Here is a 26355-nt window from a genome sequence, read left to right as displayed (position 1 = left end):
GGCTCAGTTTGCATGGGTATTGAATGTGTCGGCGTCATCGCGAGCAGGCTCGCTCCCACATTTATTAGGTATGGCCCAAGGAAGATGCTCACCGCACATCCCCCTGTGGGAGCGAGCCTGCTCGCGATAGCGGTGGGTCAGTTCAACCGAATGACCGGATGATAAAGCTCAGTCACAAACTTCGCGTAAACATCGGTCAACGTGCTGGCTATTGCCGAGAACTGGACAGTCATAAAGGCTTTGCGGCATAGTCTCCGGGTTCTGACACCTGCTCACAGATAACAAGGAACAGCAGATGGCGACCCTATTGGTCCTGCACGGACCCAACCTGAACCTGCTTGGCACCCGTGAACCGGGCGTTTATGGCGCCGTGACGCTGGCCCAGATCAACCAGGACCTGGAACAGCGGGCCCGGGACGCCGGCCATCATTTGCTTTATCTGCAAAGCAATGCCGAATACGAGTTGATCGACCGCATCCATGCCGCGCGTGGCGAAGGCGTGGACTTCATTTTGATCAATCCAGCAGCTTTTACACATACAAGCGTCGCATTACGTGACGCGCTGCTGGCGGTGAGCATCCCATTCATCGAAGTGCATTTGTCCAACGTGCACAAACGCGAACCTTTCCGCCATCACTCCTACTTCTCCGATGTAGCGGTGGGAGTGATCTGCGGCCTTGGCGCCAGCGGTTACCGACTGGCCCTGGAGGCCGCCCTAGAGCAGCTTGAAAAACAGGCAACAGCTTGAACAACAAGCGTTAAACGCCCCTGACCGACCCTTGGGAGTTGATGATTCATGGATATCCGTAAAGTTAAGAAACTGATCGAGTTGCTGGAAGAGTCCGGCATCGACGAGCTCGAGATCAAGGAAGGCGAAGAGTCTGTACGCATCAGCCGTCACAGCAAGACCCCGGCCCAGCAGTTCTACGCACCTGCACCGATGCAGGCTCCAGCCGCTGCGCCTGCTCCCGCAGCAGCTCCGGCCGCCGCCGCAGCGCCAGCCGCACCTGCCGCGCCAGCGCTGAACGGCACCGTTGCCCGCTCGCCAATGGTGGGCACGTTCTATCGCAAGTCTTCCCCAACCTCGCCTTCCTTCGTTGAAGTTGGCCAGACCGTGAAGAAAGGCGACACCCTGTGCATCGTCGAAGCCATGAAGATGATGAACCACATCGAAGCTGAAACCAGCGGTGTGATCGAAGCCATCCTCGTTGAAGACGGCCAGCCGGTTGAGTACGACCAACCGCTGTTCACCATCGTTTGAACTGCGGAGAGCCTTTGATGACTGCGAAGTTGGAAAAAGTTCTGATCGCTAACCGCGGTGAGATCGCCCTGCGGATTCTGCGTGCCTGCAAAGAGATGGGCATCAAGACCGTCGCCGTTTACTCCAAGGCCGACAAAGAACTGATGCACCTGGGCCTGGCGGACGAATCCGTCTGCATCGGTCCCGCGTCGGCTGCGCACTCTTACCTGCACATCCCGGCGATTATCGCCGCCGCCGAAGTGACCGGCGCCACCGCCATTCACCCTGGCTACGGCTTCCTGGCGGAAAACGCCGACTTCGCCGAACAGGTCGAAAACTCCGGTTTTGCCTTCATCGGCCCGAAAGCCGAGACCATCCGCCTGATGGGCGACAAGGTTTCCGCCAAGCACGCCATGATCGCCGCAGGCGTACCCACCGTTCCGGGTTCCGACGGCCCGCTGCCTGAAGACGAAGAAACCGCTTTGCGCATCGGCCGCGAAGTCGGCTACCCGGTGATCATCAAAGCCGCCGGCGGCGGCGGTGGTCGCGGCATGCGCGTGGTTCACAAGGAAGAAGACCTGATTTCCTCGGCAAAACTGACCCGCTCCGAAGCAGGCGCGGCGTTCGGCAACCCGATGGTCTATCTGGAAAAATTCCTGACCAACCCACGCCACGTCGAAGTGCAAGTTCTGTCCGACGGCCAGGGCCAGGCCATCCATCTGGGCGACCGCGATTGCTCGCTGCAGCGTCGTCACCAGAAGGTCCTCGAAGAGGCACCGGCACCGGGCATCGACGAGCAAGCTCGCCAGGAAGTCCTGGCTCGCTGCGTCAAGGCTTGCATCGACATCGGCTACCGTGGCGCCGGCACCTTCGAGTTCCTGTACGAAAACGGTCGTTTCTACTTCATCGAAATGAACACCCGTGTTCAGGTGGAGCACCCGGTTTCGGAGATGGTCACCGGTATCGACATCGTCAAGGAGATGCTCAGCATCGCCGCCGGCAACAAGCTGTCGTTCACTCAAGATGACGTCGTTATTCGCGGCCACTCGCTGGAGTGCCGGATCAACGCTGAAGATCCGAAGACCTTCATGCCGAGCCCAGGCACGGTCAAGCATTTCCACGCGCCAGGTGGCAACGGCGTTCGCGTCGATTCGCACCTGTACAGCGGTTATGCGGTTCCGCCGAACTACGACTCGCTGATCGGCAAGCTGATCACCTACGGGGCGACCCGTGAAGAAGCCATGGCGCGCATGCGCAATGCGCTGGATGAAATCGTGGTGGACGGGATCAAGACCAACATCCCGCTGCACCGCGATCTCGTCCGCGACGAGGGTTTCTGTGAGGGTGGCGTCAACATTCATTACCTGGAACACAAGCTGGGCAACCAGCACTGATGCTCCAAGGGATGTGAAAAGACCCCGGTCCGTTTGGCCCGGGGTCTTTTTTTGCCCATCGTCGGGCTAGAAGACCCACTCAGTTCAGGCTCACCATCGAGAACCTGTTCATCGCAAGTTGCGCCGTTGTCGCTGGCCTGCCCTGGCGGGTGCGGACGGCACCGTTGGCGTTTGCCATCAAAGGTTCGCTGCGCGTGCGCGTCATGAATCTACGCGCACGTATCGATACCGGATCGGTACTGTACTTGGCCCGAGACAGCACTGGGGCGTAATAACGCTCGACTTGGGTCTGCGACATCTTGAAGACCGAAGTGATGCCGCTCTTGAGGTTCAGCGATACACCATAGGTATTACCGAAGCAGGAAGAATACGACCAGAAGTCCCAGGTTGGCTCAAGGCCTTTGCGCCGCATCACGGTCCTGACCGGCTCGCCAATGTCCAGACCCGTCAACCAGTCCCCACCTACAAGCGTGACGCGGATATCCTTTGCGGATCCGCCAAGGCGCCGCAACAGAGCCTCGACACCTTCCTCTATGAGCCTGCCAATATTGTGATCGAAATGAATGACCGCCCCCACTCGGGTAACGGGGTTATATAACGAAGCGATCACGCATGTCTGGGCGTTGAGCGAGAACAGATACCCGTCAGCCGTCGCCTCATTGAAGCGTGCTACTACGGCCTCGCCCTGCAACGCGCCTCTTGTCACGTCAGGATCGACGCGCCCCGGGAACGCCTCCCGTAGATCGTCGACTCGCCCCAGGTTACGCACGCCATCATTACCCCCTCTCAAGCCAACGCTGTTATGCGTCCACTTGCCATTCGTCATCCTGCGTATGGGCATGTTGTATAGCGCGCCGGGACGACTGGCATCCACCAGGCATAGACCGCCAAAGTAAGCGTCCTCCTTTACCTGGAAGTACCGGCCCCGGCTGCGTATGTAATAGGTACTTCGTGGCTGCGATGCGCTGGGCGGACTGCGGTAGGTGCCGTAGAAAATCCCCTCCTCGCTCACCCATTGCAGATTTTCAGGCGTTGCGTCGACCGCCTGCCTTGGCTCCAAACGGATGGGCTGGACCAGCGGCCCGGTATCCTTGTTCACAGCGGATACCGCAGCGCCTTTCAGACGTTGCGCCGACAACGACAACGGCTTGGCCGCACGCTTGAGACTCATCACCGAACGGCGCAGCAATGCAGCCATGCCGGTCACCCCTGGCACCGCCAGCAGCGCGCCCCAGGAAACCTCCAGCCAATGCTCGAGAGCCTCCTGGGTATCGCCCTGCCTATGCGCCTCGATTGCCTGCTTGGAGCTGAGGCCGATAAATACGATATCCAACAGCAGGGCAAACGGCGGGAAGACCATGCACACCGGCGCAGCCGCAAAGAGCAGCCCTTTTTGAATCTGCTGCGTGATGGCCTCTGCACGACGGGTGGTGACATCTTCCACGTCCGCGATAGCCCGCTCGATACAGGCATCGAACTCAGCGTCGATATCGACCACACGGCTGAATTCACGCAGGGTATCGACGCGCGTGGTACCTGCCCCCAATGCCCGCAACGATTGTTCGACGGAACCACGCGCGATCAATGCCACCCGCTCCACGACATAATCGTGCAGTTGCGCCGCGGTGCGCCCGGTGAAGGCCAGGTAGTTGCGAAAACGGATGCCGTCCGGGGCATCGGGCGTGTACAGCCAGTAGGAGCCCTTCGGTTCGAAGTAGGCGAAAACGTAGACGCCCAACACGACATGACCGTTGACCGTAAACTTGAACACACCTTCACGCGTGACCGCCGTCGCTGGATAGATGGGGCCGCCAGCCGGTCTCCTGTCGCTCAGCAACGTGACTTGCCGCGTGAGCCAGTTGAACGCGTCGGTGCTCAACACTGACCGGCCATACGCGATACGTAGGTCGCGATCCATCTTCGCCAGCAGCATGTAGCGACAGGCATCGCGACGCTTCTGGTATTGCGGGTCATTGGCATCGAGAAACCTGGCACGGATTTCCTTGGCGTATTTTTCGCCCAGGTAGGCCCCACGAACATAAAGCGCCAGGTCGGCGCTGCGGACCTGGCCCAAATCCTGTCCAACGGACGAGCGCACACCTTGTTTCGGGTTGTCTATCCCAGCGTTGTCGTCGTACCCATAAATCGCGAGTTCCAGCAGGCTGGTTACCCTCCTGTCACTTCCCAGCCCCGGGAAGTAGTCGATAAGAACCGTCTCCGGATCCACCGGTTCTCGTACGCCCTTGCTGCGCATATACGGAGCAATCGCTTGCGTGACGGTACGCTTGGCAAAGTCGACAAAAAGTTCATAACCCGCCAACTGCTCATCGAAGACCTGCTGATGGACCAGGGACTCTTGCTTCAAGCCACTGATGCTTCGCCGCGATTCAAGTGGCAAGGCCGAGTACCAGCGAGGCGAGTCGTGCCATTCCACCTGCTGCAGATTGTGGTTCAGCCCTGTCAGGACAGCCTGCTCAAGACAATGCCTGAGCCCTTTTTGCGTCCCTCTGGGGTCCCTGCTCAAATCCCACGTGGTCGGCTTTTGCCTCACGCCGACAAAATATCCCCGAGCGCTGTCACGTTCAACCGGGGAGATCTGCTGCAACAGGTATTCACGACCCGTTTCGCTCGCAATCCAGCTACCGATCTCGGCGCTCACGGCCCGAAGCGAAGGCAGGGCGATCCACTCCTGCCCATCGGGCTTACCAGGGGCATACAGCAGGGGGGCGCTGACTTGTCCCTGTGCATCGTCGTGGTAGAACAGCAGCAGATCGGCGCATCGGAACGAATTGGGCAGTTCGACATTGGTAACCTGCAATCCACCCACGCCTTGTCCAGCAAATGAGCTGTTCAGAAAGGTGTAGAGCTCGTCGTGGCTGGACACCGTGACTAGGCCCGCGCACCGCGCGACAAATGCGCTGTGTCGCAATCGCGCCATGAACCAATCGAGCAGGGCGTCCTTGAGGTCCGCGCGGTTGTACCGACTCGACAATGCAGAAAAGTAACCGGCAGGTGCGTCCAGGCTCGACAACATCTGCCCCACGAATGCCGAGGCAAGGGGCTCGTTGCGCAGCATGCCGCCATTCTCCACCAGGCGCACCGTCACCGCATCGGGCCTGACCGGCCCCGCCGCCACCAGTTCACTCAGGTTATAGGTTCGCACAGGCTGGCCAATGACCGCTCGCCACTGCAGCTGCACGCGAACCCTGTCAGGTTCGACTTCCATGTCCAGCTCGCGCCTGATGTAGCCTTGGGCCTGGCGCCGAGCGAACGCTTCCAGGGAGCCCAAGCCGTCGAGCAATTCATCGACCATTGCCTGGGTTTGCCCAGCATGTTCGCTCAACGCCTCCAACCGTTTACGGTCGGCTGCACCCAACCCCCGTAGCCAATCAGGCAATTGCGCACGCATTATCGCTTCCAATGCCCGTCGCTCCCGAGGGGTCGCCAGCGCATTCGCTTTCCCCATGTGGCGCCAGGATTGTTGCAGCTCCTCTATCCTTGCGCGCAGTTGCTCGACATCCAACCCAACCAACCTTTGCGGTTGAAGGATGGCGTCGATTGCCGCCACATGCTCGTTGAGTTTTTCCTGGACGATGCTTTCGAGCGCAGCATCGTGTCCGGCCATTTTCCAATGGCGCCGAAGATAGTCCTCGTAATGGTTGAGGATGGTCGAAGCGGTCCCTTCGAGGACCTGCTCGAGGATATCCCGACGTTCAGCCGAGAACCCCAGGTCAGCCCCCCCTTCCCAGCGATAAGGCGCATCCTGATGCTCGTCATAAACCGCGGGCGACGGGTCGATCTTGCGTTGCAACACCGCGTCGAGCAGCGTGCCAATGAAGTCTGAATCGATGTTGCCATGACGATAATGGGTACGCAGCCCGACCAGCAGATAAACTTCCAGCTCCTCCAGAAAAGTATTCTGGGCCTGCATCTTTGCCTCGATAACAGTCTGCCAGCCCGTCAGCTTTTCCAGAATCGCCTGGGCAGATGCCTCTTTCCGGTCAGATAACGACGTCGCGCCATCCCTGTCTTGTTGCCACTCGGCCATGTCGTCCATGCACATCCTTCCCTGTTGTGTGGATGCGCACCTTATCCGCCCTGCGGCAGGCCAATGTCATACATATATATATCGAAACACCAACCGGGCCAGTCCAGGCCTCGCTTATCCACTTTGGGAGCGACCTGGCGTACACTGCGCGCCTTTGCAGCCTCCTGCTGCCCCCTATCGATTTTTCAAAGGTGCCCGCCATGCCTTGGCTGCAAGTACGCCTGGCCATCAGCCCGGAACAAGCCGAAACCTACGAAGACGCCTTTCTTGAAGTAGGTGCCGTATCGGTGACTTTCATGGACGCCGAAGACCAGCCGATCTTCGAGCCTGAGCTCAACACCACCCCGCTGTGGTCCCACACCCACCTGCTGGCGCTGTTCGAAGGCGGCACCGAGGCGGCCAGCGTGCTCGCCCATTTGGGGCTGCTCACCGGCGGCCCGTTGCCCGAACATCACAGCGAAGTGATTGAAGACCAGGATTGGGAACGCAGTTGGATGGACAACTTCCAACCCATGCGTTTCGGCCAGCGCCTGTGGATCGTGCCGAGCTGGCATGCAGCGCCGGAACCGGACGCGGTGAACCTGCTGCTGGACCCTGGCCTGGCCTTCGGTACTGGCACTCATCCCACCACCGCGCTGTGCCTGGAATGGCTCGACGGCCAGGACCTGGACGGCTGCAATGTGCTTGACTTCGGCTGCGGCTCGGGGATCCTGGCCATCGCCGCCCTGCTGCTGGGTGCCAAGGAAGCGGTCGGCACCGACATCGATGTCCAGGCCCTGGAAGCCTCCCGCGACAACGCCGGGCGCAACAACATCGACGAAGCGCTGTTCCCGCTGTACTTGCCCGAGGATCTGCCGAAGGTACAGGCCGACGTGCTGGTGGCGAACATTCTTGCCGGCCCGCTGGTGTCCCTGGCGCCGCAATTGTCGAGCCTGGTCAAACCGGGCGGACGCCTGGCATTGTCGGGCATCCTCGCCGAACAGGGTGAAGAAGTCGCTGCCGCTTATGCCGCGGATTTCAACCTGGACCCGATCGCCAATCGCGATGGCTGGGTGCGCATCACTGGACGTCGGCGCTAGAATGACCGCCTGTATCGACCGGATTGCCGCATGACCGACAGCTTCGTCACTCAGTGCCCGCATTGCCACACCAGTTTTCGCGTCAGCCATGCTCAATTGAGCGTCGCACGCGGGGTGGTTCGTTGCGGCTCGTGCCTGCAAGTGTTCAATGCCGCGAAGCAATTGCTGGAGCAACGCGCCACCAAGGACGTCGCTACTGCTCCAGCTTCCCCGGCAAAACCCGTGGTCGAAGCGCCACGGGCGATCAGCCAGAAACAATGGACTGCCGCCGAACTGGATCTCGATGACCTGGACAAGGAACTGGCTCGTCTGGAACGGCGCGACAAACGCGCACCCGACACCTTCGGACGGCGCCGCGAAGACAACCTGAGCGCACTGCGCGAGCATCCTTCGAGCGACCAGGAGCCCTGGGCTGACAGCCTGTACAGCGAATCCACCGCCGAGCGCGCCGAGACCGCCATCCAGCCCCCTCTCGAACCGTTCGAGCCCCATGAACCGGCCCGCCCGCCGCGAACCGAGCCATCCTTGTCCCTGGCCCTCGAGCCGCTGGAACCGGACGATGAGCCCGTCGCCCCGCTGAGCCTGGCGCCGGACGAGGAGACCGACGAGCACCTGGAGCGACTGTCCGCCACGGACGACCTGGACGACGAGCCGGAGCCGCTGGCGACACCGCGCAAGAAACGTGATCGCCAGGAGCCCGGCATACGCGCCGAAGCCCTCCAGGACCTGGACGACGACCCGCTGCAACTGGATTGGCGCAAACGCCGCTCGCCCTGGGGCCGGCGCTTGCTTTGGGGTTTGCTGGTGCTGCTCGCCGCCGCCGCCCTGGGCGGTCAGTACATCGCCTATCACTTCGAGGAATTGGCTCGCCAGGACCAGTACCGCCCGTGGTTCCTGCAAATCTGCCCGGCCATCGGCTGCGACGTCCCCTCCAAGGTCGACATCGCCAAGATCAAGAGCAGCAACCTGGTGGTGCGCAGCCATCCAGAGTTCAGCGCAGCCCTGGTGGTGGATGCGATCATCTACAACCGCGCGCCCTTCTCCCAGCCCTTCCCACTGCTGGAGCTGCGCTTTGCCGACCTCAACGGCCACCTGATCGCCAGTCGCCGTTTCAAGCCGGGTGAGTATTTGGGCGGCGATCTCGAAGGCCGGGGGGAAATGCCGCCGCAGACGCCGATCCATATCGCCCTGGACATCCTCGATCCGGGACCGAAGGCGGTGAACTACAGCCTGAGCTTCCATTCGCCCGAATGAAGGCTGCAGGGTCGATCGATTGACGACGGCATTCTGACTCGCCCGACCCAAACCAAACCGCTGGCGATAACGGAATAGCTGTTCAGATTTTATCCAATTCGACCTTTATCCAGTCATCGAGAGCGGGTATCATGCCAACCCTTTTTCGAAGTCTCATGATCCGGCCCCACTTCAGGGAACTCCTATGTCGGCGGTACGCATCGGCCCATATACATTGCAGAACGGTCTGGTCCTGGCCCCTATGGCGGGCGTCACCGACCAGCCCTTCCGTCAGTTGTGCAAACGATTGGGCGCAGGACTCGTGGTTTCGGAAATGGTCACCAGCGACATGAGTTTGTGGAACACCCGCAAATCGCGCCTGCGCATGATCCACGAAGGTGATCCCGAGCCGCGCTCGGTACAGATCGCCGGTGGTGATGCACAGATGTTGGCGGAAGCGGCCCGAGCCAACGTAGAGCTGGGGGCGCAGATTATCGATATTAACATGGGCTGCCCGGCGAAGAAGGTCTGCAACAAGGCCGCAGGCTCGGCACTGTTGAAAGACGAAGCGCTGGTCACCGAGATCCTGCAGGCGGTTGTCGCCGCGGTCGATGTGCCGGTGACCCTGAAGATCCGCACCGGATGGGACCGGGAGAACAAGAACGGCCTGACGGTGGCGAAGATCGCCGAACAGGCAGGTATCACGGCGCTTGCGGTCCATGGCCGCACCCGTGCCGACCTGTACACCGGCGAAGCCGAGTACGACACCATAGCCGCGATCAAGCAGGCGGTGTCCATTCCGGTCTTCGCCAATGGCGATGTCGACTCGCCCGAGAAGGCCCGGTACGTGCTGGACGCGACCGGTGCCGACGGCCTGTTGATCGGCCGGGCCGCCCAGGGGCGGCCATGGATTTTTCGTGAAATCGAACATTACCTGCGCACGGGAGAAAAGCTCGCTGCGCCGCAGTTGTCCGAGGTGGAACGTATTCTGCTAGAGCATCTGGCCGCGCTGCATGCCTTCTACGGAGAAGTCATGGGCGTACGCATCGCTCGCAAGCATGTGGGCTGGTATCTCGCAACCCTGCCGGGCGCCAGGGAGTTTCGCGCCCGTTTCAATCGTTTGGATGGTACGCAAGCACAATGCGCCGACGTTCAGGCGTTTTTCGCCGAACGTTACAAGAGCCTGACAGGGGACGAAGGGGTGGCCGCATGACGATGATGACCGAGACTTTAGTGAGTGGAACAGCACCCGTGAGCGACAACGTGAATTTGAAACAGCACCTCAATACGCCCAGCGAAGAAGGCCAGACCCTTCGCGGGAGCGTCGAGAAGGCGCTGCACAATTATTTCGCCCACCTTGAGGGCGCTGCCGTCACGGATGTGTACAACCTGGTGCTCTCCGAAGTCGAGGCGCCTCTGCTCGAAAGCGTGATGAACTACGTCAAGGGCAACCAGACCAAGGCCAGCGAGCTGCTGGGCTTGAATCGCGGAACCCTGCGCAAGAAACTCAAGCAGTACGATCTACTTTAAGCATTCAATCAAACCAGAAAGGCGCCCGCGTAAAAAACGGTCGCCTTTTTTGCTGACTTCCCTTGCTTTTGATGGAACCTGAAATGACCGACCAGACCACCCGCCTGCCGATCCGCCGCGCCTTGATCAGCGTCTCCGACAAGACCGGGATCCTTGAATTCGCCCGCGAGCTACAACAGTTGGGCGTCGAGATCCTCTCCACCGGCGGGACCTTCAAGTTGCTGCAGGACAACGGCGTCGCCGCGGTGGAAGTCGCTGACTACACCGGTTTCGCGGAAATGATGGACGGTCGCGTCAAGACCCTGCACCCGAAAATCCACGGCGGGATACTGGGCCGTCGCGGCATCGACGACACCATCATGAACGAACATGGCATCAAGCCGATCGACCTGGTAGCGGTCAACCTCTACCCGTTCGAAGCCACCATCAACAAGCCCGGCTGCGACCTGCCGACCGCCATCGAGAACATCGACATCGGCGGCCCGACCATGGTCCGCTCGGCGGCCAAGAACCATAAAGACGTGGCGATCGTGGTCAACGCCAGCGACTACGCCAGCGTGCTGGAAAATCTCAAGGCCGGTGGCCTGACCTACGCCCAGCGTTTCGACCTGATGCTCAAGGCCTTCGAACACACCGCGGCCTACGACGGCATGATCGCCAACTACATGGGCACCGTGAACCAGGCGGCCGAAACCCTGGGCACCGAAGGCCGCAGCGAATTCCCGCGCACCTTCAACACCCAATTCGTCAAGGCCCAGGAAATGCGCTACGGCGAGAACCCGCACCAGAGCGCGGCGTTCTACGTGGAAGCCAAGCCTGCCGAAGTCGGCATCGCCACCGCCACCCAGTTGCAAGGCAAGGAACTTTCCTTCAACAACGTAGCCGATACCGACGCCGCGCTGGAATGCGTGAAGAGCTTCGTCAAGCCAGCCTGCGTAATCGTCAAGCACGCCAACCCGTGCGGCGTGGCGGTGAGCCCGGACGCCGAGGGCGGCATCCGCCAGGCCTACGAGCTGGCCTACGCCACCGACACCGAGTCGGCCTTTGGCGGCATCATCGCCTTCAACCGTGAACTGGACGCCGAGACCGCCAAGGCCATCGTCGAGCGCCAGTTCGTCGAGGTGATCATTGCCCCCTCCGTCAGCGAAGAAGCCCGCGCTATTGTTGCCGCCAAGGCCAACGTGCGCCTGCTGGCCTGCGGCCAATGGTCGGCCGACCGGGCGCCGGCCTGGGACTACAAGCGCGTCAACGGCGGCCTGCTGGTCCAGAGCCGCGATATCGGCATGATCGGCAGTGAAGACCTCAAGGTCGTGACCCGGCGCGCCCCGAGCGAGCAGGAAATCAACGACCTGATCTTCGCCTGGAAAGTCGCCAAGTACGTCAAATCCAACGCCATCGTCTACGCCAAGAACCGCCAGACCATCGGCGTCGGCGCCGGTCAGATGAGCCGCGTGAACTCGGCTCGCATCGCCGCCATCAAGGCTGAACACGCTGGTTTGCAGGTCCAGGGCGCGGTCATGGCCTCCGATGCGTTCTTCCCGTTCCGTGATGGCATCGACAATGCGGCCAAGGTCGGCATCACCGCGGTGATCCAGCCGGGTGGTTCGATGCGTGATGCAGAAGTGATTGCTGCCGCCGACGAGGCAGGGATTGCAATGGTATTCACAGGCATGCGCCACTTCCGCCACTAACAAGAGAACGGCCGCACTGAAGTCGGCATCTGCTGCGTTGGAGCCGACCTCGATGATGCTCATTGCCATAAGGCAACTCCGCTCATCAAGGTCGACTCCGCCTTGCATCTACCGACTTCATTGCAGCCTCCTACGGCGTAAAAACGCCTTAGGCTCCAAACCGAATCAGCGTCATCGAGGTTTTTTGAAATGAATGTTTTGATCATTGGCAGCGGTGGCCGTGAACACGCCCTGGCCTGGAAAGTGGCTCAGGATCCGCGCGTGCAGAAGGTCTTTGTCGCTCCGGGCAATGCCGGCACCGCCATCGAAGCCAAGTGCGAGAACGTCGCCATCGACGTGCTGGCCCTGGAGCAACTGGCCGATTTCGCCGAGAAAAATGTCTCGCTGACCATCGTCGGTCCGGAAGTACCACTGGTTGCCGGTGTAGTCGATCTGTTCCGCTCCCGTGGCCTGGACTGCTTCGGCCCGACTGCCGGCGCCGCGCAGCTGGAAGGTTCGAAAGCGTTCACCAAGGATTTCCTGGCGCGCCACAAGATCCCAACTGCCGACTACCAGAACTTCACCGAAATCGAACCGGCATTGGCTTACCTGCGCGAAAAAGGCGCACCGATCGTGATCAAGGCCGATGGCCTGGCCGCTGGTAAAGGCGTGATCGTGGCCATGACCCTGAGCGAGGCCGAAGAAGCCGTACGCGACATGCTCGCTGGCAACGCCTTCGGTGACGCCGGTTCCCGTGTGGTAATCGAAGAATTCCTCGACGGCGAGGAAGCCAGCTTCATCGTCATGGTCGATGGCAAGAACGTCCTGCCCATGGCCACCAGCCAGGACCACAAGCGCGTCGGCGATGGCGACAGCGGCCCGAACACCGGCGGCATGGGTGCCTACTCCCCCGCGCCAGTGGTCACCGCCGACGTTCACCAGCGCGTGATGGACCAGGTCATCTGGCCAACCGTGCGTGGCATGGCCGAGGAAGGCAACGTCTACACCGGTTTCCTCTATGCTGGCCTGATGATCGACAAGGCTGGTAACCCAAAAGTCATCGAATTCAACTGCCGTTTCGGCGATCCTGAGACCCAGCCGGTCATGCTGCGCCTGCAATCGAGCCTGGTGCTGCTGGTCGAGGCCGCTCTGGCCCAAGCGCTGGACAAGGTTGAAGCCCAATGGGATCCACGTCCGAGCGTTGGCATCGTGCTGGCGGCCGGTGGTTACCCGGGCGACTACGCCAAGGGCAGCGCCATCAAGGGCCTGGAAGCCGCCGCCCAGTTGGAAGGTAAGGTTTTCCACGCAGGTACGGCATTGAAGGACGGCCAGGTCGTGACGGCTGGTGGTCGAGTGTTATGCGCCACTGCCATGGGTGCCAGCGTCGACGCCGCTCAGCAGCAAGCCTACAAGCTTGCCGCGCAGATTGATTGGGAAGGCTGTTTCTACCGCAAGGACATTGGCTACCGTGCCATTGCACGCGAGCGTGGCGAAAACCTGGAATAATCCGGTCATTCAGACAGGCAAGGGTCCAGAGCTCTTGCCTGTCTGCTCGGGCGCCGCGCATAGTTATCATCTGGCATCAACCTACGAAGGGATTTCGCCGTGCGCTGGCTCAGGATTGCCATAAGCTTGACCGTTACCCTGCTGACGCTGCTCTGCGTGTTCCCGGCACAGGCTGCGCCCGGCAGCGGCTGGGCGGTATTGCTCGACGAACAGGGCGACCTGAAGCTGAGCGACATCCGCTCTGCCCGCTATACCAACCAGTTCAGCCCCATTGACCTGGATCACCTCAAGGCAGCCGAGCCGGGGGGAGCCCTGTGGCTGCGCTTCCGGCTTTCCCCCGACAGGCATGAACAGATCCTGCGGGTCTTCGCGCCCGATCTGTCGCGCCTGAATCTTTATGTGCTGGATGGCGACACTCTGGTCAGCCAACAAGTCACCGGCAACGCCATGCCGCATACCGAACCTACGGTGCCCAGCAGCGATTTCATGCTGCCCTTGCCGCGCAGCGATAAATCGCTGGACGTCTACCTGAGACTGGCATCGCGCTACGAACTGCGCCCCTATGTCACGTTGCAGCCGGCGGTCCTGGCGGCGGCCAACCAGAACCAGACGCTGGTCTATGGGCTGTTGTTCGGCTGTATCGCCATGCTGATCCTGCACAACCTCACCCGCTACGCTTATACCCGGTCGCGCAGTTGCCTGTGGCTGGCCGCCTGCGAAGGGCTGCTGATGCTCAGCCTGGTACTGCTGCTGAACCTCGCTGGGGCCTGGCTGCCTGACTGGCCGGCGATCCAGACGCCGGGTGCCTATCTGGCCTTGTTGCTGACCGCGCCCTGCGGCTTGATGTTCGCCTATCGTTATTTCGCCCCACTGGGACCGCATCCATTGGACCGGCTGCTGCTGGGCGAAATTGTCTTCATTATGCTCTGCAGCCTGTTGCTGTTATTCGTCAACACGCTGCCCCTCAATATCATGACTTATGCGCTGGTGGCCCTGGCCGGCCTGAGCATGCTGTTCGTCAGCGCCTGGCACTGGCAGAAGGGCTACCGCCCGGCGCGGCTTTTCGTCGCCGCCATGGTGGTGTTCAACCTGGGTACGCTGATCATTCTTCCAGCCCTGCAAGGGCTGACCGAAGTCGCGCCCCAAGGGCTGATCGTCACCTTGCTGGTCATTATCTGCGTCAGCGGCCTGCTGATGAGCGTCGCGTTGGGCGAACGCCAGCGATCGATCAATGAAAACCGTTTCAGCCTGAGCCGCGACCTGGCGGCGAGCAATGCCGAGATCAACGCCAAGGCCGAGTTCCTGGCCAAGATCAGCCACGAGATCCGCACACCGATGAATGGCGTGCTGGGCATGACCGAGCTGTTGCTGGGCACGCCGCTCTCCGTCAAACAGCGCGACTACGTGCAGACGATCCACAGCGCCGGCAATGAACTGCTTACCCTGATCAACGAGATTCTCGACATTTCCCGTCTCGAATCCGGGCAAATCGAGCTGGATGACGTGCAGTTCGATCTCAATGCACTGATCGAGGACTGCCTGAGCATCTTCCGCGCCAAGGCCGAACAGCAGAATGTCGAGCTGATCAGCTTCATCCAGCCCCAAGTGCCTCGGGTCATCAGCGGCGATCCGACGCGGCTGCGTCAGGCGCTGTTGAGCCTGCTGGAAAATGCCTTGAAGAAAACCGATGAAGGCGAGGTCCTGATCGTTGTCGCCCTCGACGAGCGCAGCAGTCAACCGCGCCTGCGAATCGCGGTACAGGACAGCGGCTCGCCCATGGATGCCGAAGAACGCGAAACGTTGATGCATGCCGAGCTGCACAGCAAGAACGTCCTATCGGCCACGCGCCTGGGCGGCAACCTGGGGCTGGTCATCGCTCGCCAGTTGATCATGCTGATGAATGGCGAATTCGGCATCAAGAGTGGCAGCAGCCAAGGCAGCACCTTGTGGCTGACCTTGCCGCTGGACCCAGACCGCCTGGAACATCCGACCGCCGACCTCGATGGCCCGCTACAGGGCGCGCGGGTCTTGGTGGTCGATGACAACGACACCTGCCGCAAGGTGCTCGTGCAGCAATGCAGCGCTTGGGGCCTGAACGTCAGCGCCGTACCGTCGGGCAAGGAAGCCCTCGCGCTGCTGCGCACCAAGGCGCACCTGCGCGACTACTTCGACGTGGTGCTGCTGGACCAGAACATGCCTGGCATGACCGGCATGCAACTGGCCGCCAAGATCAAGGAAGACCCAAGCCTCAACCACGATATCCTGCTGATCATGCTGACCGGCATCAGCAACGCGCCGAGCAAGATCGTGGCGCGCAACAGCGGCGTCAAGCGCATCCTCGCCAAACCCGTGGCAGGTTACACGCTCAAGACCACCCTGGCGGACGAACTGAACCAGCGTAATAAAGGCCAGGCGCCAAATGTCCCGGTCAACGCCGGCCTGCCACTCCCAGTGAAGGTCCCCAGCGATTTCCGCATCCTGGTGGCAGAAGACAACACCATCTCCACCAAGGTCATTCGCGGCATGCTCGGCAAGCTCAATCTGCAACCCGACACCGCCAGCAACGGCGAAGAAGCGCTCAAGGCGATGAAAGAGCAACGCTACGACCTGGTCCTGATGGACTGTGAGATGCCCATTCTCGATGGGTTCTCCGCCACCCAACAGCTACGCGCCTGGGAAGTCGGAAACCAGCGCACCCGCACGCCAGTGGTGGCGCTCACCGCGCATATCCTCGCCGAACACAAGGAGCGCGCTCGCCAGGCGGGCATGGACGGGCACATGGCCAAGCCGGTGGAACTGTCGCAGTTGCGTGAGCTGATCGAACACTGGGTGGCCCAGCGCGATCAGCAAAACAATACAGCGCATACGTCCTGAGCCGACAGGCGCCAAATCGCCTGATAGACTCCCGTCGTCTTCCTCTGTCACGAGCCTTGACCATGCTCCATGTGCTGTTCAGCGTTTACCTGAAAATGTTGGTGCTCTACAGCCCCTTTTTCGTGCTGTCGTGTTTTATCAGCCTGACACGCGGCTATTCCCGCAAGGAACAGCGTCGCCTGGCCTGGAAAGTCGCGACCGCAACGCTGGTTTCCAGCGTGTTGCTGTATTTGTTTGGCAGGGTGATCTTCAGCGTGTTCGGCATCACGGTGGATGCGTTCCGTATCGGCGCCGGCAGCGTCTTGTTCATTTCGGCCTTGGGCATGGCCCAGGGCAAGTCGGCGGTACAAACCGATAATGTTCAGCAGGACGTGACCATCGTCCCGCTGACCATTCCGTTGACCGTCGGCCCCGGCACCATCGGCGCCCTGCTGGTGATGGGCGTAAGCCAGCCGCACTGGGACGACAAGCTCATGGCGATCATCAGCATCGCCCTGGCCAGCTTCACCGTCGGCGTGGTGCTCTACCTGTCCAGCCGCATCGAGCGAATCCTCGGCGACCAGGGCTTGCAGATTGTCAGCCGGCTGATGGGGTTGTTTGTCTGTGCGCTGGCGGCCCAGATCATTTTCACCGGGGTGAGAGGCTATCTGGTGCCGTGACCTTGGCCGAGAGAGGAATTAGCTGCTCTTGCGGCGGCTGAAGCGTTTACTCAGAACTTCCCTGCGATGCTTGCCCAAATACCCTTCAATATCGTTCCTGAGTGCCTCGTAACGTTCCGGGTTGAAGGTCACGAACGATTTGCCCCGGAAGATATCCCGTGCCGACGCACGCCAGTTCACGAAAAGAACGCCACCGTTACTTGAGGAGCCGGTCTGTTTTATCGAACTGGAGGATGCGATGAGAATACCGTTGGGTAACTGCTCACAAGGAAGGACAGACAGGCGCGCACCATCGGCGGACTTGACTTGGGTATTGAATAGGTCAATGGTCTCCTTGTCCTGCTTCAAACCATCAATTGTCGTACTGACCACCGCACCAAGTACCGTTGCCGCCGGTAGGCTGGCTTTCACGCCATCGATAACTCCTTTGACGATGTCGCTGATGACATTGTCCATATCCACCTGTAGCGAATTTTCGGAATAGCGCGAGTAGCCGTCATCGGCCACAAAGCAGCCAAGATCCTGCAAGCATCGAATGAAAGCCTCATACCAGCCATGAGTATTCTTGCCGCCAGGCACCTCATAGTTGGCCTCCATGATTGACATGGTGATCAGGTTCTCCATGATCGCCATGTTATTGAGCGACATATTATTGCCATAACCCAAAAGTGCATCCCCGAGCATCAAGGCATCCATTTCCTTGTTGGGATTATCCTGCACTGTCTGCATAACGGACCTGCGCGTACGCCGCCCGGTATCAACCAACGCCTTCCGCCTATTGATGCGAGCACTCACCAACTCCAAACTTTGCGCAACGCTAACGACACTATCAAACTTTTCCATACTACTTTCCTTTTTTAATGACTGACCGCTCCTGCGGACAAAAAACAATCTAAACCACGCACAACCAAACTCACAATCAAAAAGCAAATACGATATATGTCGCACCACCCCTACCACCGCCAAAAACATATTTAGACGACAACTATCATTCCTACCTTTATAAACACTCTGCGATAGTAGCCCTTCAACTAACCCACCCTCTCTAATGAAGGAAATTTTTGTCATGGCCGACAAACTATTAACCGGACTCGTAACGGGCCCGAATCTGTTCTCATATATCGGGGCACTTTCCCTACAAGACCACGACGACATTGCAGACTGCACCAATATAGCCACCCTATCGGCCGACCTCGGCTATCTCCGTCACGCCAACCCCCGCGATTGGTTTGGCGAATATGTCAACACACTGAATTTTCTCGGCTGGGGGCTTTATGACGGGTCTGTCTTCGAAAGCACACAACATCTTTTATCCGGTTCCGTGGCGGAGTTCCTGGTACGAAGCGCCGACGCGATGCGTGATTCACGGCAAGCGAATGCAATGATCGATACATTGGACACCTTCAAGGCCAACAATCCGGCCCTGTTATCGTTCGATACGGAAACGCTCCAGGGCGAATCGTTTCAAATTGTCCCGGCTCGATACGACTCACAAGGCAACCTGCATGTCGCTCTGTTTAAGCTCGAACTGAGCGTTAATGTAAAAAGAAGCAGTTTTTTGTTCTGGAATTGGGAGAACCGCACCGCCCGAGTGATCCAACGCAAAGCGTACTTGAGACTTGACAGAAGCAGGCTGGACACACGAAGGGAATTAATCCGGAAGAAACTTGACGAGCAACTCATGAGGCGATTTGCCCTACGAAGCAACCGCCGCATAAGCGGCCAGTAACGGAACTCGAAGGGGTGCTATCCGTTGAGCGCCCATTAAAAAGGGCTGCTAGTGGATCACATCCGCAGCCCTTTTTCTTACCGCTCGATTTAGCCAGGGATCAACCCGCCAAATCGACTTCCCTCGCCGCCGATGTTTCCAGCAACTCCTTTAGCGTGATGCTCTGGCTACCCGACAAAGCGCCCACCTGCGTCACCCATGTCGAAACGGCATAGTAACGAGCCCCGTCGAAACTGAACCGCACATTGCCACGCAAGCTGACATCGGTGGCAAACACCTCACGACAAATCACACTGCGTCCGCTGTTCGGATCAAAAATCACCAGGTGTTCATCGACAATGCTCAACTGTAGTTGCTCAGGCTCCTTGAGGTCCCAGATCAACGTGCCGGGAACGGTTGCCTTGTCGGGCAACGAAGGCCGGCAGTCAAGGATGACCGACTGGACTTGCCACCAGATGGACGGTGGAAGTCGGTAAGTCACCGCACCTTCGCCCATGCGCAGGACCAACGTTGTCACATCGTCTGGAAGCAGCGCGGGCAGATCATCAACCTTCGTTTCGGCGCTCTGGACAACCAGCACCTCGCCCTCACGCTGAACATAGCTGAGCGGTCCCGCATCCCCTTCGCGGGGGTATGTCAGCAGTTTCCCATCCTTGTTTTCGCGAAGTAACACGTTGGTCTGGTGCTGGGTTCCAAGCACCTCGAATCCTTGCGCGAAGGCAACCCTGGGTATTCGGATCATGCGCCCGGTATCGGCGACGAACCACGCCAGGCCATCAGGCACTTCCACCGTCAACAGGGCGCTATGGGAGATGGACCTCGCCAATCGCTCAAGCGCTTTTTGCTCTCGCCCGCCCTGGGTGACCACCCACTCACGGGTGACTCCGGTGAGCAAAGCGTGTCCAGGATCTCGCAGCATGATCACCAGGCCCTCCTCGGTGACACCACGCAATCCCGGTCCGTCTACCGTCAGGTTGACGAACTTCCAGGGCGCCCACTCACGTGTCGCAGGAGCCAACACGTCAGCCTGGAGCAACTGCGAACCTTGACCGAACGCGCGCTCCACCTGTTCATGATCGACCAGGGCCTGGCGAAGGACCTCGCCATTGGACATATCGAACAACCAGGCCGCCTCGCCATCCGGGGTGACGTTCAAAAGACGAAGGACGGTCGCGTGCTCCGGTTTAGCCAGCAGCAGCCTGTTGTCGACGTACCAGGCGTACAACCTCGTCTTGCCGTCGGGAGCCACCAGCCCCAGAAGGTCGAAACGATCTGTATTTTGCTCGCGGGCAATTGACTCCAGGGCAGGCCACCAATGCTCTTGTTTCTGCGGCGGCGCCTTGAACCAATATTCGTTTATGCCCCCAAACCGAAGGTCTCCCTGGCGGGTCAGGTTGAAGAACAAGCCGTCGGACCTCATGGCCGCGTATCCGTTGTCCGTGGCGACGAAATCCTCGACGCTCCCCCTCTGCCGCCATTTATCGGACCAAACTGCCTTGCCATCGACAAGGGTGCGCTGGCGACGACACACCGTCCGGTATTTGCGGTCGAAAATCATGAACGCATCGATTTCGTCTGCCAGGCTCAACAGGGTCAGCTCGGTCCCGTCCTTGATCGTGTCACGCCAGCCGCGGTGATGCTTGGGTGGCGGCACGGGACGAATGATCAGGTTATCGCTCCAGCGCACCCAGGCCATATCCCTGTCTGCATCGTCCAGCTTCCAGCAGATCGATACAAAGGGAGCCGGTTGCCAGGTGACAGTTTCGAAGGTGTGCATCCCTCCGAACGACGACGAATATTCAAAACCATCCGCAAGCACTTGCGACCAGTCGCGAAGGGTTTCGCTGCTCCCCAGAAGTCCTTCCAGATTGGAGTCCAAACCTCGTGTGATCGAAGTCAGCAGCAGTCTCTCATCCTGGATGACATAAGCCAGAACATCGATGCTGCCATCCTTGCGGGTAATCTGCTGCACGATATGGATGATCCCCTGTGCGTCAGCCTCGACACTCTTGATCACCGCCTTTACGCTTATTGAACCCCACAACCAATAGTGTCGGCTCAACAGCCCTGTCTTAGCGTCGACTTGCCAGATCCTCACATCCATCGTGTCATAGAACCAGGCATAACCATTTACCACCGCCCCAAGCGATGTCGGTTCGTCACCTATGATTTCATCGCGGATGTAGAGGAAACGGTCCTCTTTCGAGTCGTACCAAGCCGTAACGTGTCGCGGGGGGTTCGGGTCTTCGAACGGAATCAGGTATTGGCGAACCGGCGTGTACTGGGCCGTCAGCCGGTGCTGCTGGTTCAAGGCCTTGAAATGTTCCTGCAGTGCCTGCTGGCCCTGGCACTCCGGCACCACCTCCAGGACAACATTGAGCTGGCGAGAGCCTCGGTCTACCTGGAACACTTTTCCTTGGGCGGTCCGCAACAAAACCTCATGACGTCCAGTTGCAGTGAATGTCACCTCAACGTCACCAATGGACAGGCTTTCCGTGGATGGAAACTTGATATCGCTTTCCTCGGCCCAGGGAGCGTCCAGTATCCAGCTCGAATGACCTGGTTGCGTTGTACCGAGAGCCAGCTTCACACCGGGGTTGATCAGCACCGCACACCGCTTGCCGGCGCCCTGGATGCGATAAGTGATCAATGTGTGCCAGATCGGCGGAAGCTCGGGGATCACCAGCGAACGATCGGTATCATCCAGCACTACATCGATCGTGGTTGAACTATAGTCCGGCTCGAAAAGACGATGGAGGATGTACTCACTGGGAAACGAATAGAAGGAAAAAAGGAACAGCCATTCGCCGTTCGCCTTTCTTTTCTCCAGGCGTCGCGCCGTGTCGAAACCGGTGTCATGGCGCCAGTTCGCAAAGGGCAGAGCCTTGTATTCGTAGCGGTAACAGGTCTGCGGAATGCACGGCAAGACGATGGCTTGGCCGGCGGGCGGCGTGAAGCTGACTCGAGACGGCAAGTCCAGTTCCCCGCGGATATCGATCGGCTGGCCGCGGTCGGTCGAAAACGATGGCACGCCAAAATGATCGTACAAGGGATACAGCTTGGGACTGCCCAGGTTCAGGGTTCCATCGGCCAGATTCACGGCGTCGATGATCAGCGACGGGCGTGGCTTCCAGGCGCCATGAGCCGCGTCGAGCCGATAGGCGTTCAAGTGGGCTTTTGCCACCTCATCGAAAAACAACCCGACCTGCTTGGCTTCCTCGGCAATGTTGGCAAACCCCTGGGCCAGTGCGGCGACTCCAACGCCCAGCCCCGCCAGCAACACGGAAGCGCTGCCGAGGAACGCCCCGGTCGTGGCGCCCGCCATCAGGGCACCCGCCGACAATGCAAGGCCGCCCGAATCGAAAGCCAGTTGGGTACCGAAATGCGCGCGTTCAACATCGTTATGCGCGGTCGCTAATTGGTAGATGTCGAACCCGACATTCGCCAGTTGCAGCAATCCCCCCGTCGCTTCGCTCATAGTGGCGCCCACGGAGGCCTTGACCACCGGTGCGACGGTGCGGGCGATCAGCTTCTCTTCATCCAGGGCTTTGCGGGCCAGGCCGACCAGCCCGGCGACGTCGGCCACAGTGCCATGGGCCATTTGCGCGTAATTGACATAGGCATGCAATCGCACCGCCAGGGCCGGCGCAGCACCAGCCCCTTCCCGCCCTCTCAGCGCGTTCATCATCGCCTGTATGGCAAAGCCGGCGTTCAGCGTGTGGACACTGCCTACCGCGGTCGGATCGTCCAAAACGGCGGGATGGTTGGCCAAGGTCGAAAAACGTTCGAAGAGGTGATTCTTTATTCTCAGGAGGCGAGGCTCATTCGTCTCGATCCGTATTGAATGCTCTGGATTGACCGGATCGACCAGGGATATCTCGTACATCCCGTCCGGATTTTTCTCCACGGTGTCGAACAACGGAACAAGGCTTGAGGCCTCGTCATTCGTCTGCTGAAGATGAGCGGTCGCTTCAGCGATCTGTTGCGCCCACCAATGGCCATCCAAGGCCAGCAAGCAACTGCCAAGTCGCGGATTGTCCTGCAGCGATTGTCCCCGGGCGCTGGCGATCCGCGTCCTGACAGAGCGTTGCGACTGGCCTCGTAAAGCGTCGGGTAGCAACAACTGCGAAACCCGTACCGTATTGGGTAACACCTCCTTCGCCACTCGGTTACCGTCCAGTTCGAACAAGTCGAACGAAGGACGATTCTCTTCGCCATATGCACCGTACTGGGCGGCCATTCCTTGCGTGATAAAAAACTCTTTCAGCGCCAGCGTGAAACCCGTCGCGTCCTGATAGCTGAACACACCGAAATTCGGATCGTAGAAGTGATAGGTCGTGTGTCCGCCTTCCAGGGTTCTGGCGATGAGCATGGCGTGGTTATCTGAATTGAGCATCAGCGTACTGGCCGTCTCGCCCTGCAAAAAGCCCAGGACTTCGTCCAGGCCAGAGCGCCCCAGCGCCCTCCCCACGTCGCCCATTCGCATGTCGCGCAATGACTCCAGGCTGTTCAGGAAAACAGCCGAATCATCCTTGTCATGGCCCATGACCGCCAGGTCGAACCGGTTGCACAGCGTACTAACCGCGCCCGGACCCTGCCTGAAAGCTGCCGCCATGAGCAAGGACAATGGGTAGCAGCGTCCAGCTACGCGTTCGCCCGGGCCTTGGAGCAAAAGGTCCTGGGGTACAGACCTGAAGGCGTCCGGGTCAACGGCAAAGAGCACGTTGTTCAGCTGCCTGACTACCTGCCCCCGGTACTCACGCATTGCTGCCTGCTGGATGCGGGTTACCTGCTGGCCCCACTGGCGTAACGTCAAGGGCTGTTCAAGGGCGCTTTTCTTCAGGTCCAATGCGCTTTGCGCATGCCCGGGCGAAGCGTCCGCGGCACTGGCAACCCCTGCCAGGAACGCCGGCGCCTGATGCAGGTATAACGTGCGCTCGATCGTCGCGTAGCGGCTGAGCGTTCCCGACTTCTTGAAATCGTTGATCAGGTTGTCCAACTGCGAGCGAGCCACGTCAAAACCGCCGTTATCCAGCGTCTTCAAACCGACCAACGCGCCGATCAGCAGACGTTGCAGGGGCCTCAACTGGAGGACTTCAAGGTGACCGTCGGCGAGATCTTCCAAGAGTCTGGCGATCGATAACGGCTGCAACCGCGGATCGATCGGTGCCGCAGGGCTGAACGTTCCAATGCCTTGGACGCGAATGGCCTGGCGGTCATCGAACCCCAGGGGAATGACCTTATCGAATACCACCTCACCGGTGTGAGCCTGACTCATCGCGGCAATGAAGGGCTCGCCCAACTCATCGGCGAGTGGCTGTAGCACGTCGGTGGAGAGTACATGGCGCCCCTCGATCACCGGCCAGCCTTCCTCGAACTCGATACTGTACGGCTTGAGCAGTTCCGCCAGGTTCGCGGTGTAGCGGGCTTGCATTCGGCCCTCGGTCCAGCGAGCTTTTTCGGCCGCGAACCAGGCGTCCATGTCTGCGGCATTTTCCTTCCATGAATGGTCCTGCTCTTCCTCCGTCATGTTGTTGAAGCCCGTGTTCAACCGAACGGATTTGCGCAGCGCTTCAGCCCCCTGTGGCGTGAGGAACCTGCTCCCATATTCCATCAGGCCCGCCCGCACGGCGCCCGGCCCCGTCAGGAATATCGATCCCTCGGCCTGGGGACGTAAACCGTCACTGAAATAGTCCATTATTGCCACGCGAAGCCTCATGGCACGGCGATCTTCAATGCCGGTCTTTTCGTCGACGATATCGAATTCAACCTTGAGAACTCCCTCCGCAAGATTCGAGATGCGGTCGGCCTCATGGAAATTGATATTATCTTTTCCGGCTTCGCGCTCAACGGCGAGCAATGCCTGATGATGAATCTCGAAGCGCTCGATAATGGCATTGACCGCAGCCGACCCCGGATGGCTGACAATCAAGGCATTGGATTCCCCATCGTCGATCTGGGCCAGGCGCAAACTGTCGGCACGCGCACGGCCATCCGTAAACGGCGCAAACACCTCCTTCAACGACGGGGCAGTTTCTGCAAATTGTTCCAACGCCCCGCGATGCTCTTCAGGGATGTCAGCGGTGTAGTCCGTGTATCGATCGACCAGCGCCTGGCGACCCGGCATCCAACCGGGATTCTTGTTCAGCAGTAACTGCAACACACCCAGTCGTTCGGCACGCTTGAGACGGCTGACATCAATGCCCGCCATGCTCTGGACAAAGGGTGGCAAGAAGTCCACATCGCTGTAGATACCACCTTCGTCATGCACCACCAGCATCCGCACAATGTCCGAGGCTGCCGCGAGGTTGCCGCGCAAGGACATTTCACGATGATAAAAATCCCCCAGACGAGGGAAAGCCTGAAGCTCACGGACACTGCGCAGTTGCACGCCTTCGTCGCTCAAACCGTGCATGACTTTAGCGTTCTTATTCTTCAGTGCGCGCAGAACACTTTCATCGCATTCATATCCGCGAACCAATAAATCGATGCGCGCCTCATCTGCATTTTTACCCTGCTGAACTGCCCGATCGATGTGCCTGGACATCTGGCGCTTTAGGGCCGTTACTCGCACTTCATAGCGATCCGCCAGTTCATGACCCGAGGTCGCGACCTGCTCTTCGCCACCCCATGTATCAGCCTTCGCCGCCTCAACGATAATTCGCGTAGTTTCGTGTACCAATAGCCCATCCGGGTCATGCCAGACATTCACGGTGAAATCTTTGGGCATTACCTGTTTCCACAGGCGAAGGTAATCCAGCTGAATATCGCCCAAGCCTCCGCCAAGCCAAACAAAATGCAGTTTTCGTGGCACTTCGCTGACAGGTTGTTTCATTAACTCAATACGGTTGGACAGGCGCGTTTCGTAACTTTCTACCCTGCGATGACTACGCCTCAGGCCCCTATCCTCGCTGGCCGGGTCCGAAGACGATTCTGACGCACGCCTACGCCTGCTTTGCCCCTGAAGCGACTCCAAGGTTCTTTTCAGCAACGCCAAAGGCGTCAGCATTTCAGACGTATCTCGGGTTTTGACACAGCTGTCATAGTATCTAAGCGCTGCGTCATATCCTTCGGTACCTGAATAAGGCAACAATATCCGCTCTAGCGCATCGCGCGCCACCAAATTGTCGAAAGTGGCGTAATCCCTCACGGGCGAATCCTTGAATCGTTTCATAAAACGGCAATTCCATTTGATATAGCAGCCCGACGGGGCAGGCATTGTTTTAAACGAGCACTTCCCTGCACTCGCGCATACTTTTAAAAGACAATAGAACAGTTCACATTTGACGGCACAAACATAACCGTCACCCGGGCGAACCTCAACCAGTCGCTCCGTCAATCATCATTCAAGATAAAACCATTAAAAAGTTACACTTGACCGCGAGGCAGCCGA

The 26355-nt window shown here is 59.4% G+C and carries 15 protein-coding genes; 12 read left to right on the top strand and 3 right to left on the bottom strand.

All coding sequences use genetic code 11. The annotated features are described in order from the left end of the window. Positions 1-295: 295 nt before the first annotated feature. Genes aroQ through accC form a run of 3 tightly spaced genes read left to right on the top strand, consistent with a single transcriptional unit; the run spans position 296 to position 2634 of the window. The gene (gene aroQ, locus J3Q04_RS03340; RefSeq protein WP_420766277.1) at positions 296-748 is read left to right on the top strand and encodes a type II 3-dehydroquinate dehydratase; all 453 of its coding nucleotides are present in this window, start codon (positions 296-298) and stop codon (positions 746-748) included. A gap of 48 nt (positions 749-796) precedes the next feature. Further along, the gene (gene accB / locus J3Q04_RS03335) at positions 797-1261 is read left to right on the top strand and encodes an acetyl-CoA carboxylase biotin carboxyl carrier protein (RefSeq protein ID WP_434560857.1); all 465 of its coding nucleotides are present in this window, start codon (positions 797-799) and stop codon (positions 1259-1261) included. A 17-nt stretch (positions 1262-1278) separates the two neighbouring features. Continuing rightward, positions 1279-2634 carry an acetyl-CoA carboxylase biotin carboxylase subunit gene (gene accC / locus J3Q04_RS03330; RefSeq protein WP_420766275.1) on the top strand — a complete coding sequence of 452 codons (1356 nt, stop codon included), beginning with the start codon at positions 1279-1281 and terminating at the stop codon, positions 2632-2634. Between the two features lie 79 nt (positions 2635-2713). Here accC and J3Q04_RS03325 read toward each other — a convergent pair whose 3' ends face one another. Next, positions 2714-6691, bottom strand: a complete 3978-nt coding sequence (locus tag J3Q04_RS03325; RefSeq protein WP_434607971.1) for a dermonecrotic toxin domain-containing protein — start codon at positions 6689-6691, stop codon at positions 2714-2716. Between the two features lie 191 nt (positions 6692-6882). On the opposite strand from J3Q04_RS03325, the gene prmA reads away from it, so the two are divergent. The 8 genes from prmA to J3Q04_RS03285 all read left to right on the top strand — a co-directional run bounded on the left by prmA (position 6883) and on the right by J3Q04_RS03285 (position 17233). Beyond that, a complete protein-coding gene (gene prmA, locus J3Q04_RS03320; RefSeq protein ID WP_434607973.1) occupies positions 6883-7761 on the top strand; it encodes a 50S ribosomal protein L11 methyltransferase in 879 nt (292 codons plus the stop codon). A 30-nt stretch (positions 7762-7791) separates the two neighbouring features. After that, on the top strand, positions 7792-9015 hold the full coding sequence (locus J3Q04_RS03315; protein WP_434607976.1) for a DUF3426 domain-containing protein: 1224 nt from the start codon (positions 7792-7794) through the stop codon (positions 9013-9015). Between the two features lie 184 nt (positions 9016-9199). Further along, on the top strand, positions 9200-10207 hold the full coding sequence (gene dusB / locus J3Q04_RS03310; RefSeq protein ID WP_434560863.1) for a tRNA dihydrouridine synthase DusB: 1008 nt from the start codon (positions 9200-9202) through the stop codon (positions 10205-10207). Then, positions 10204-10524: a DNA-binding transcriptional regulator Fis gene (gene fis / locus J3Q04_RS03305; RefSeq protein WP_007921650.1), complete on the top strand. Its 321-nt coding sequence runs from the start codon at positions 10204-10206 to the stop codon at positions 10522-10524. Before dusB ends, fis begins: the two co-directional genes overlap by 4 nt. 83 nt (positions 10525-10607) lie before the next feature. Beyond that, positions 10608-12215, top strand: coding sequence for a bifunctional phosphoribosylaminoimidazolecarboxamide formyltransferase/IMP cyclohydrolase (purH, locus tag J3Q04_RS03300; protein WP_434607979.1), 1608 nt, complete (start codon positions 10608-10610; stop codon positions 12213-12215). 189 nt (positions 12216-12404) lie between these two features. After that, the gene (gene purD / locus J3Q04_RS03295) at positions 12405-13700 is read left to right on the top strand and encodes a phosphoribosylamine--glycine ligase (protein WP_434560865.1); all 1296 of its coding nucleotides are present in this window, start codon (positions 12405-12407) and stop codon (positions 13698-13700) included. Positions 13701-13799: 99 nt separating this feature from the next. Beyond that, positions 13800-16574 (top strand): response regulator, encoded by a 2775-nt coding sequence (locus J3Q04_RS03290; RefSeq protein WP_434607982.1) that lies wholly within the window; start codon positions 13800-13802, stop codon positions 16572-16574. 62 nt (positions 16575-16636) lie between these two features. Continuing rightward, positions 16637-17233 (top strand): MarC family protein, encoded by a 597-nt coding sequence (locus tag J3Q04_RS03285; RefSeq protein WP_230148745.1) that lies wholly within the window; start codon positions 16637-16639, stop codon positions 17231-17233. Between the two features lie 18 nt (positions 17234-17251). Here the strand turns inward: J3Q04_RS03285 and J3Q04_RS03280 are convergent, their stop codons facing one another. Continuing rightward, the gene (locus J3Q04_RS03280) at positions 17252-18076 is read right to left on the bottom strand and encodes a hypothetical protein (protein ID WP_434607984.1); all 825 of its coding nucleotides are present in this window, start codon (positions 18074-18076) and stop codon (positions 17252-17254) included. A gap of 223 nt (positions 18077-18299) precedes the next feature. On the opposite strand from J3Q04_RS03280, the gene J3Q04_RS03275 reads away from it, so the two are divergent. Next, positions 18300-18962 carry a hypothetical protein gene (locus J3Q04_RS03275; RefSeq protein WP_434607986.1) on the top strand — a complete coding sequence of 221 codons (663 nt, stop codon included), beginning with the start codon at positions 18300-18302 and terminating at the stop codon, positions 18960-18962. Positions 18963-19062: 100 nt separating this feature from the next. On the opposite strand, the gene J3Q04_RS03270 is transcribed toward J3Q04_RS03275, so the two are convergent. Continuing rightward, positions 19063-26136: a TcdA/TcdB pore-forming domain-containing protein gene (locus J3Q04_RS03270; protein WP_434607988.1), complete on the bottom strand. Its 7074-nt coding sequence runs from the start codon at positions 26134-26136 to the stop codon at positions 19063-19065. Between the last annotated feature and the right edge of the window lie 219 nt (positions 26137-26355).

Source organism: Pseudomonas sp. D4-21, from assembly GCF_051132125.1.
Taxonomy (GTDB): Bacteria; Pseudomonadota; Gammaproteobacteria; order Pseudomonadales; family Pseudomonadaceae; genus Aquipseudomonas.
The sequence above is the reverse complement of the archived record's forward strand: the minus strand, read 5'-3'. Positions and strand labels throughout refer to the sequence as shown.

Bases quoted from the DNA above. Each gene is read 5' to 3' on its own strand.
- J3Q04_RS03315 (WP_434607976.1), top strand. From the start codon at position 7,792: ATGACCGACAGCTTCGTCACTCAGTGCCCGCATTGCCACACCAGTTTT.
- prmA (WP_434607973.1), top strand. From the start codon at position 6,883: ATGCCTTGGCTGCAAGTACGCCTGGCCATCAGCCCGGAACAAGCCGAA.
- fis (WP_007921650.1), top strand. From the start codon at position 10,204: ATGACGATGATGACCGAGACTTTAGTGAGTGGAACAGCACCCGTGAGC.
- J3Q04_RS03275 (WP_434607986.1), top strand. From the start codon at position 18,300: ATGGCCGACAAACTATTAACCGGACTCGTAACGGGCCCGAATCTGTTC.
- J3Q04_RS03325 (WP_434607971.1), bottom strand. From the start codon at position 6,691: ATGGACGACATGGCCGAGTGGCAACAAGACAGGGATGGCGCGACGTCG.
- purH (WP_434607979.1), top strand. From the start codon at position 10,608: ATGACCGACCAGACCACCCGCCTGCCGATCCGCCGCGCCTTGATCAGC.
- J3Q04_RS03270 (WP_434607988.1), bottom strand. From the start codon at position 26,136: ATGAAACGATTCAAGGATTCGCCCGTGAGGGATTACGCCACTTTCGAC.
- accC (WP_420766275.1), top strand. From the start codon at position 1,279: ATGACTGCGAAGTTGGAAAAAGTTCTGATCGCTAACCGCGGTGAGATC.
- J3Q04_RS03285 (WP_230148745.1), top strand. From the start codon at position 16,637: ATGCTCCATGTGCTGTTCAGCGTTTACCTGAAAATGTTGGTGCTCTAC.
- aroQ (WP_420766277.1), top strand. From the start codon at position 296: ATGGCGACCCTATTGGTCCTGCACGGACCCAACCTGAACCTGCTTGGC.
- J3Q04_RS03280 (WP_434607984.1), bottom strand. From the start codon at position 18,076: ATGGAAAAGTTTGATAGTGTCGTTAGCGTTGCGCAAAGTTTGGAGTTG.
- accB (WP_434560857.1), top strand. From the start codon at position 797: ATGGATATCCGTAAAGTTAAGAAACTGATCGAGTTGCTGGAAGAGTCC.
- purD (WP_434560865.1), top strand. From the start codon at position 12,405: ATGAATGTTTTGATCATTGGCAGCGGTGGCCGTGAACACGCCCTGGCC.
- dusB (WP_434560863.1), top strand. From the start codon at position 9,200: ATGTCGGCGGTACGCATCGGCCCATATACATTGCAGAACGGTCTGGTC.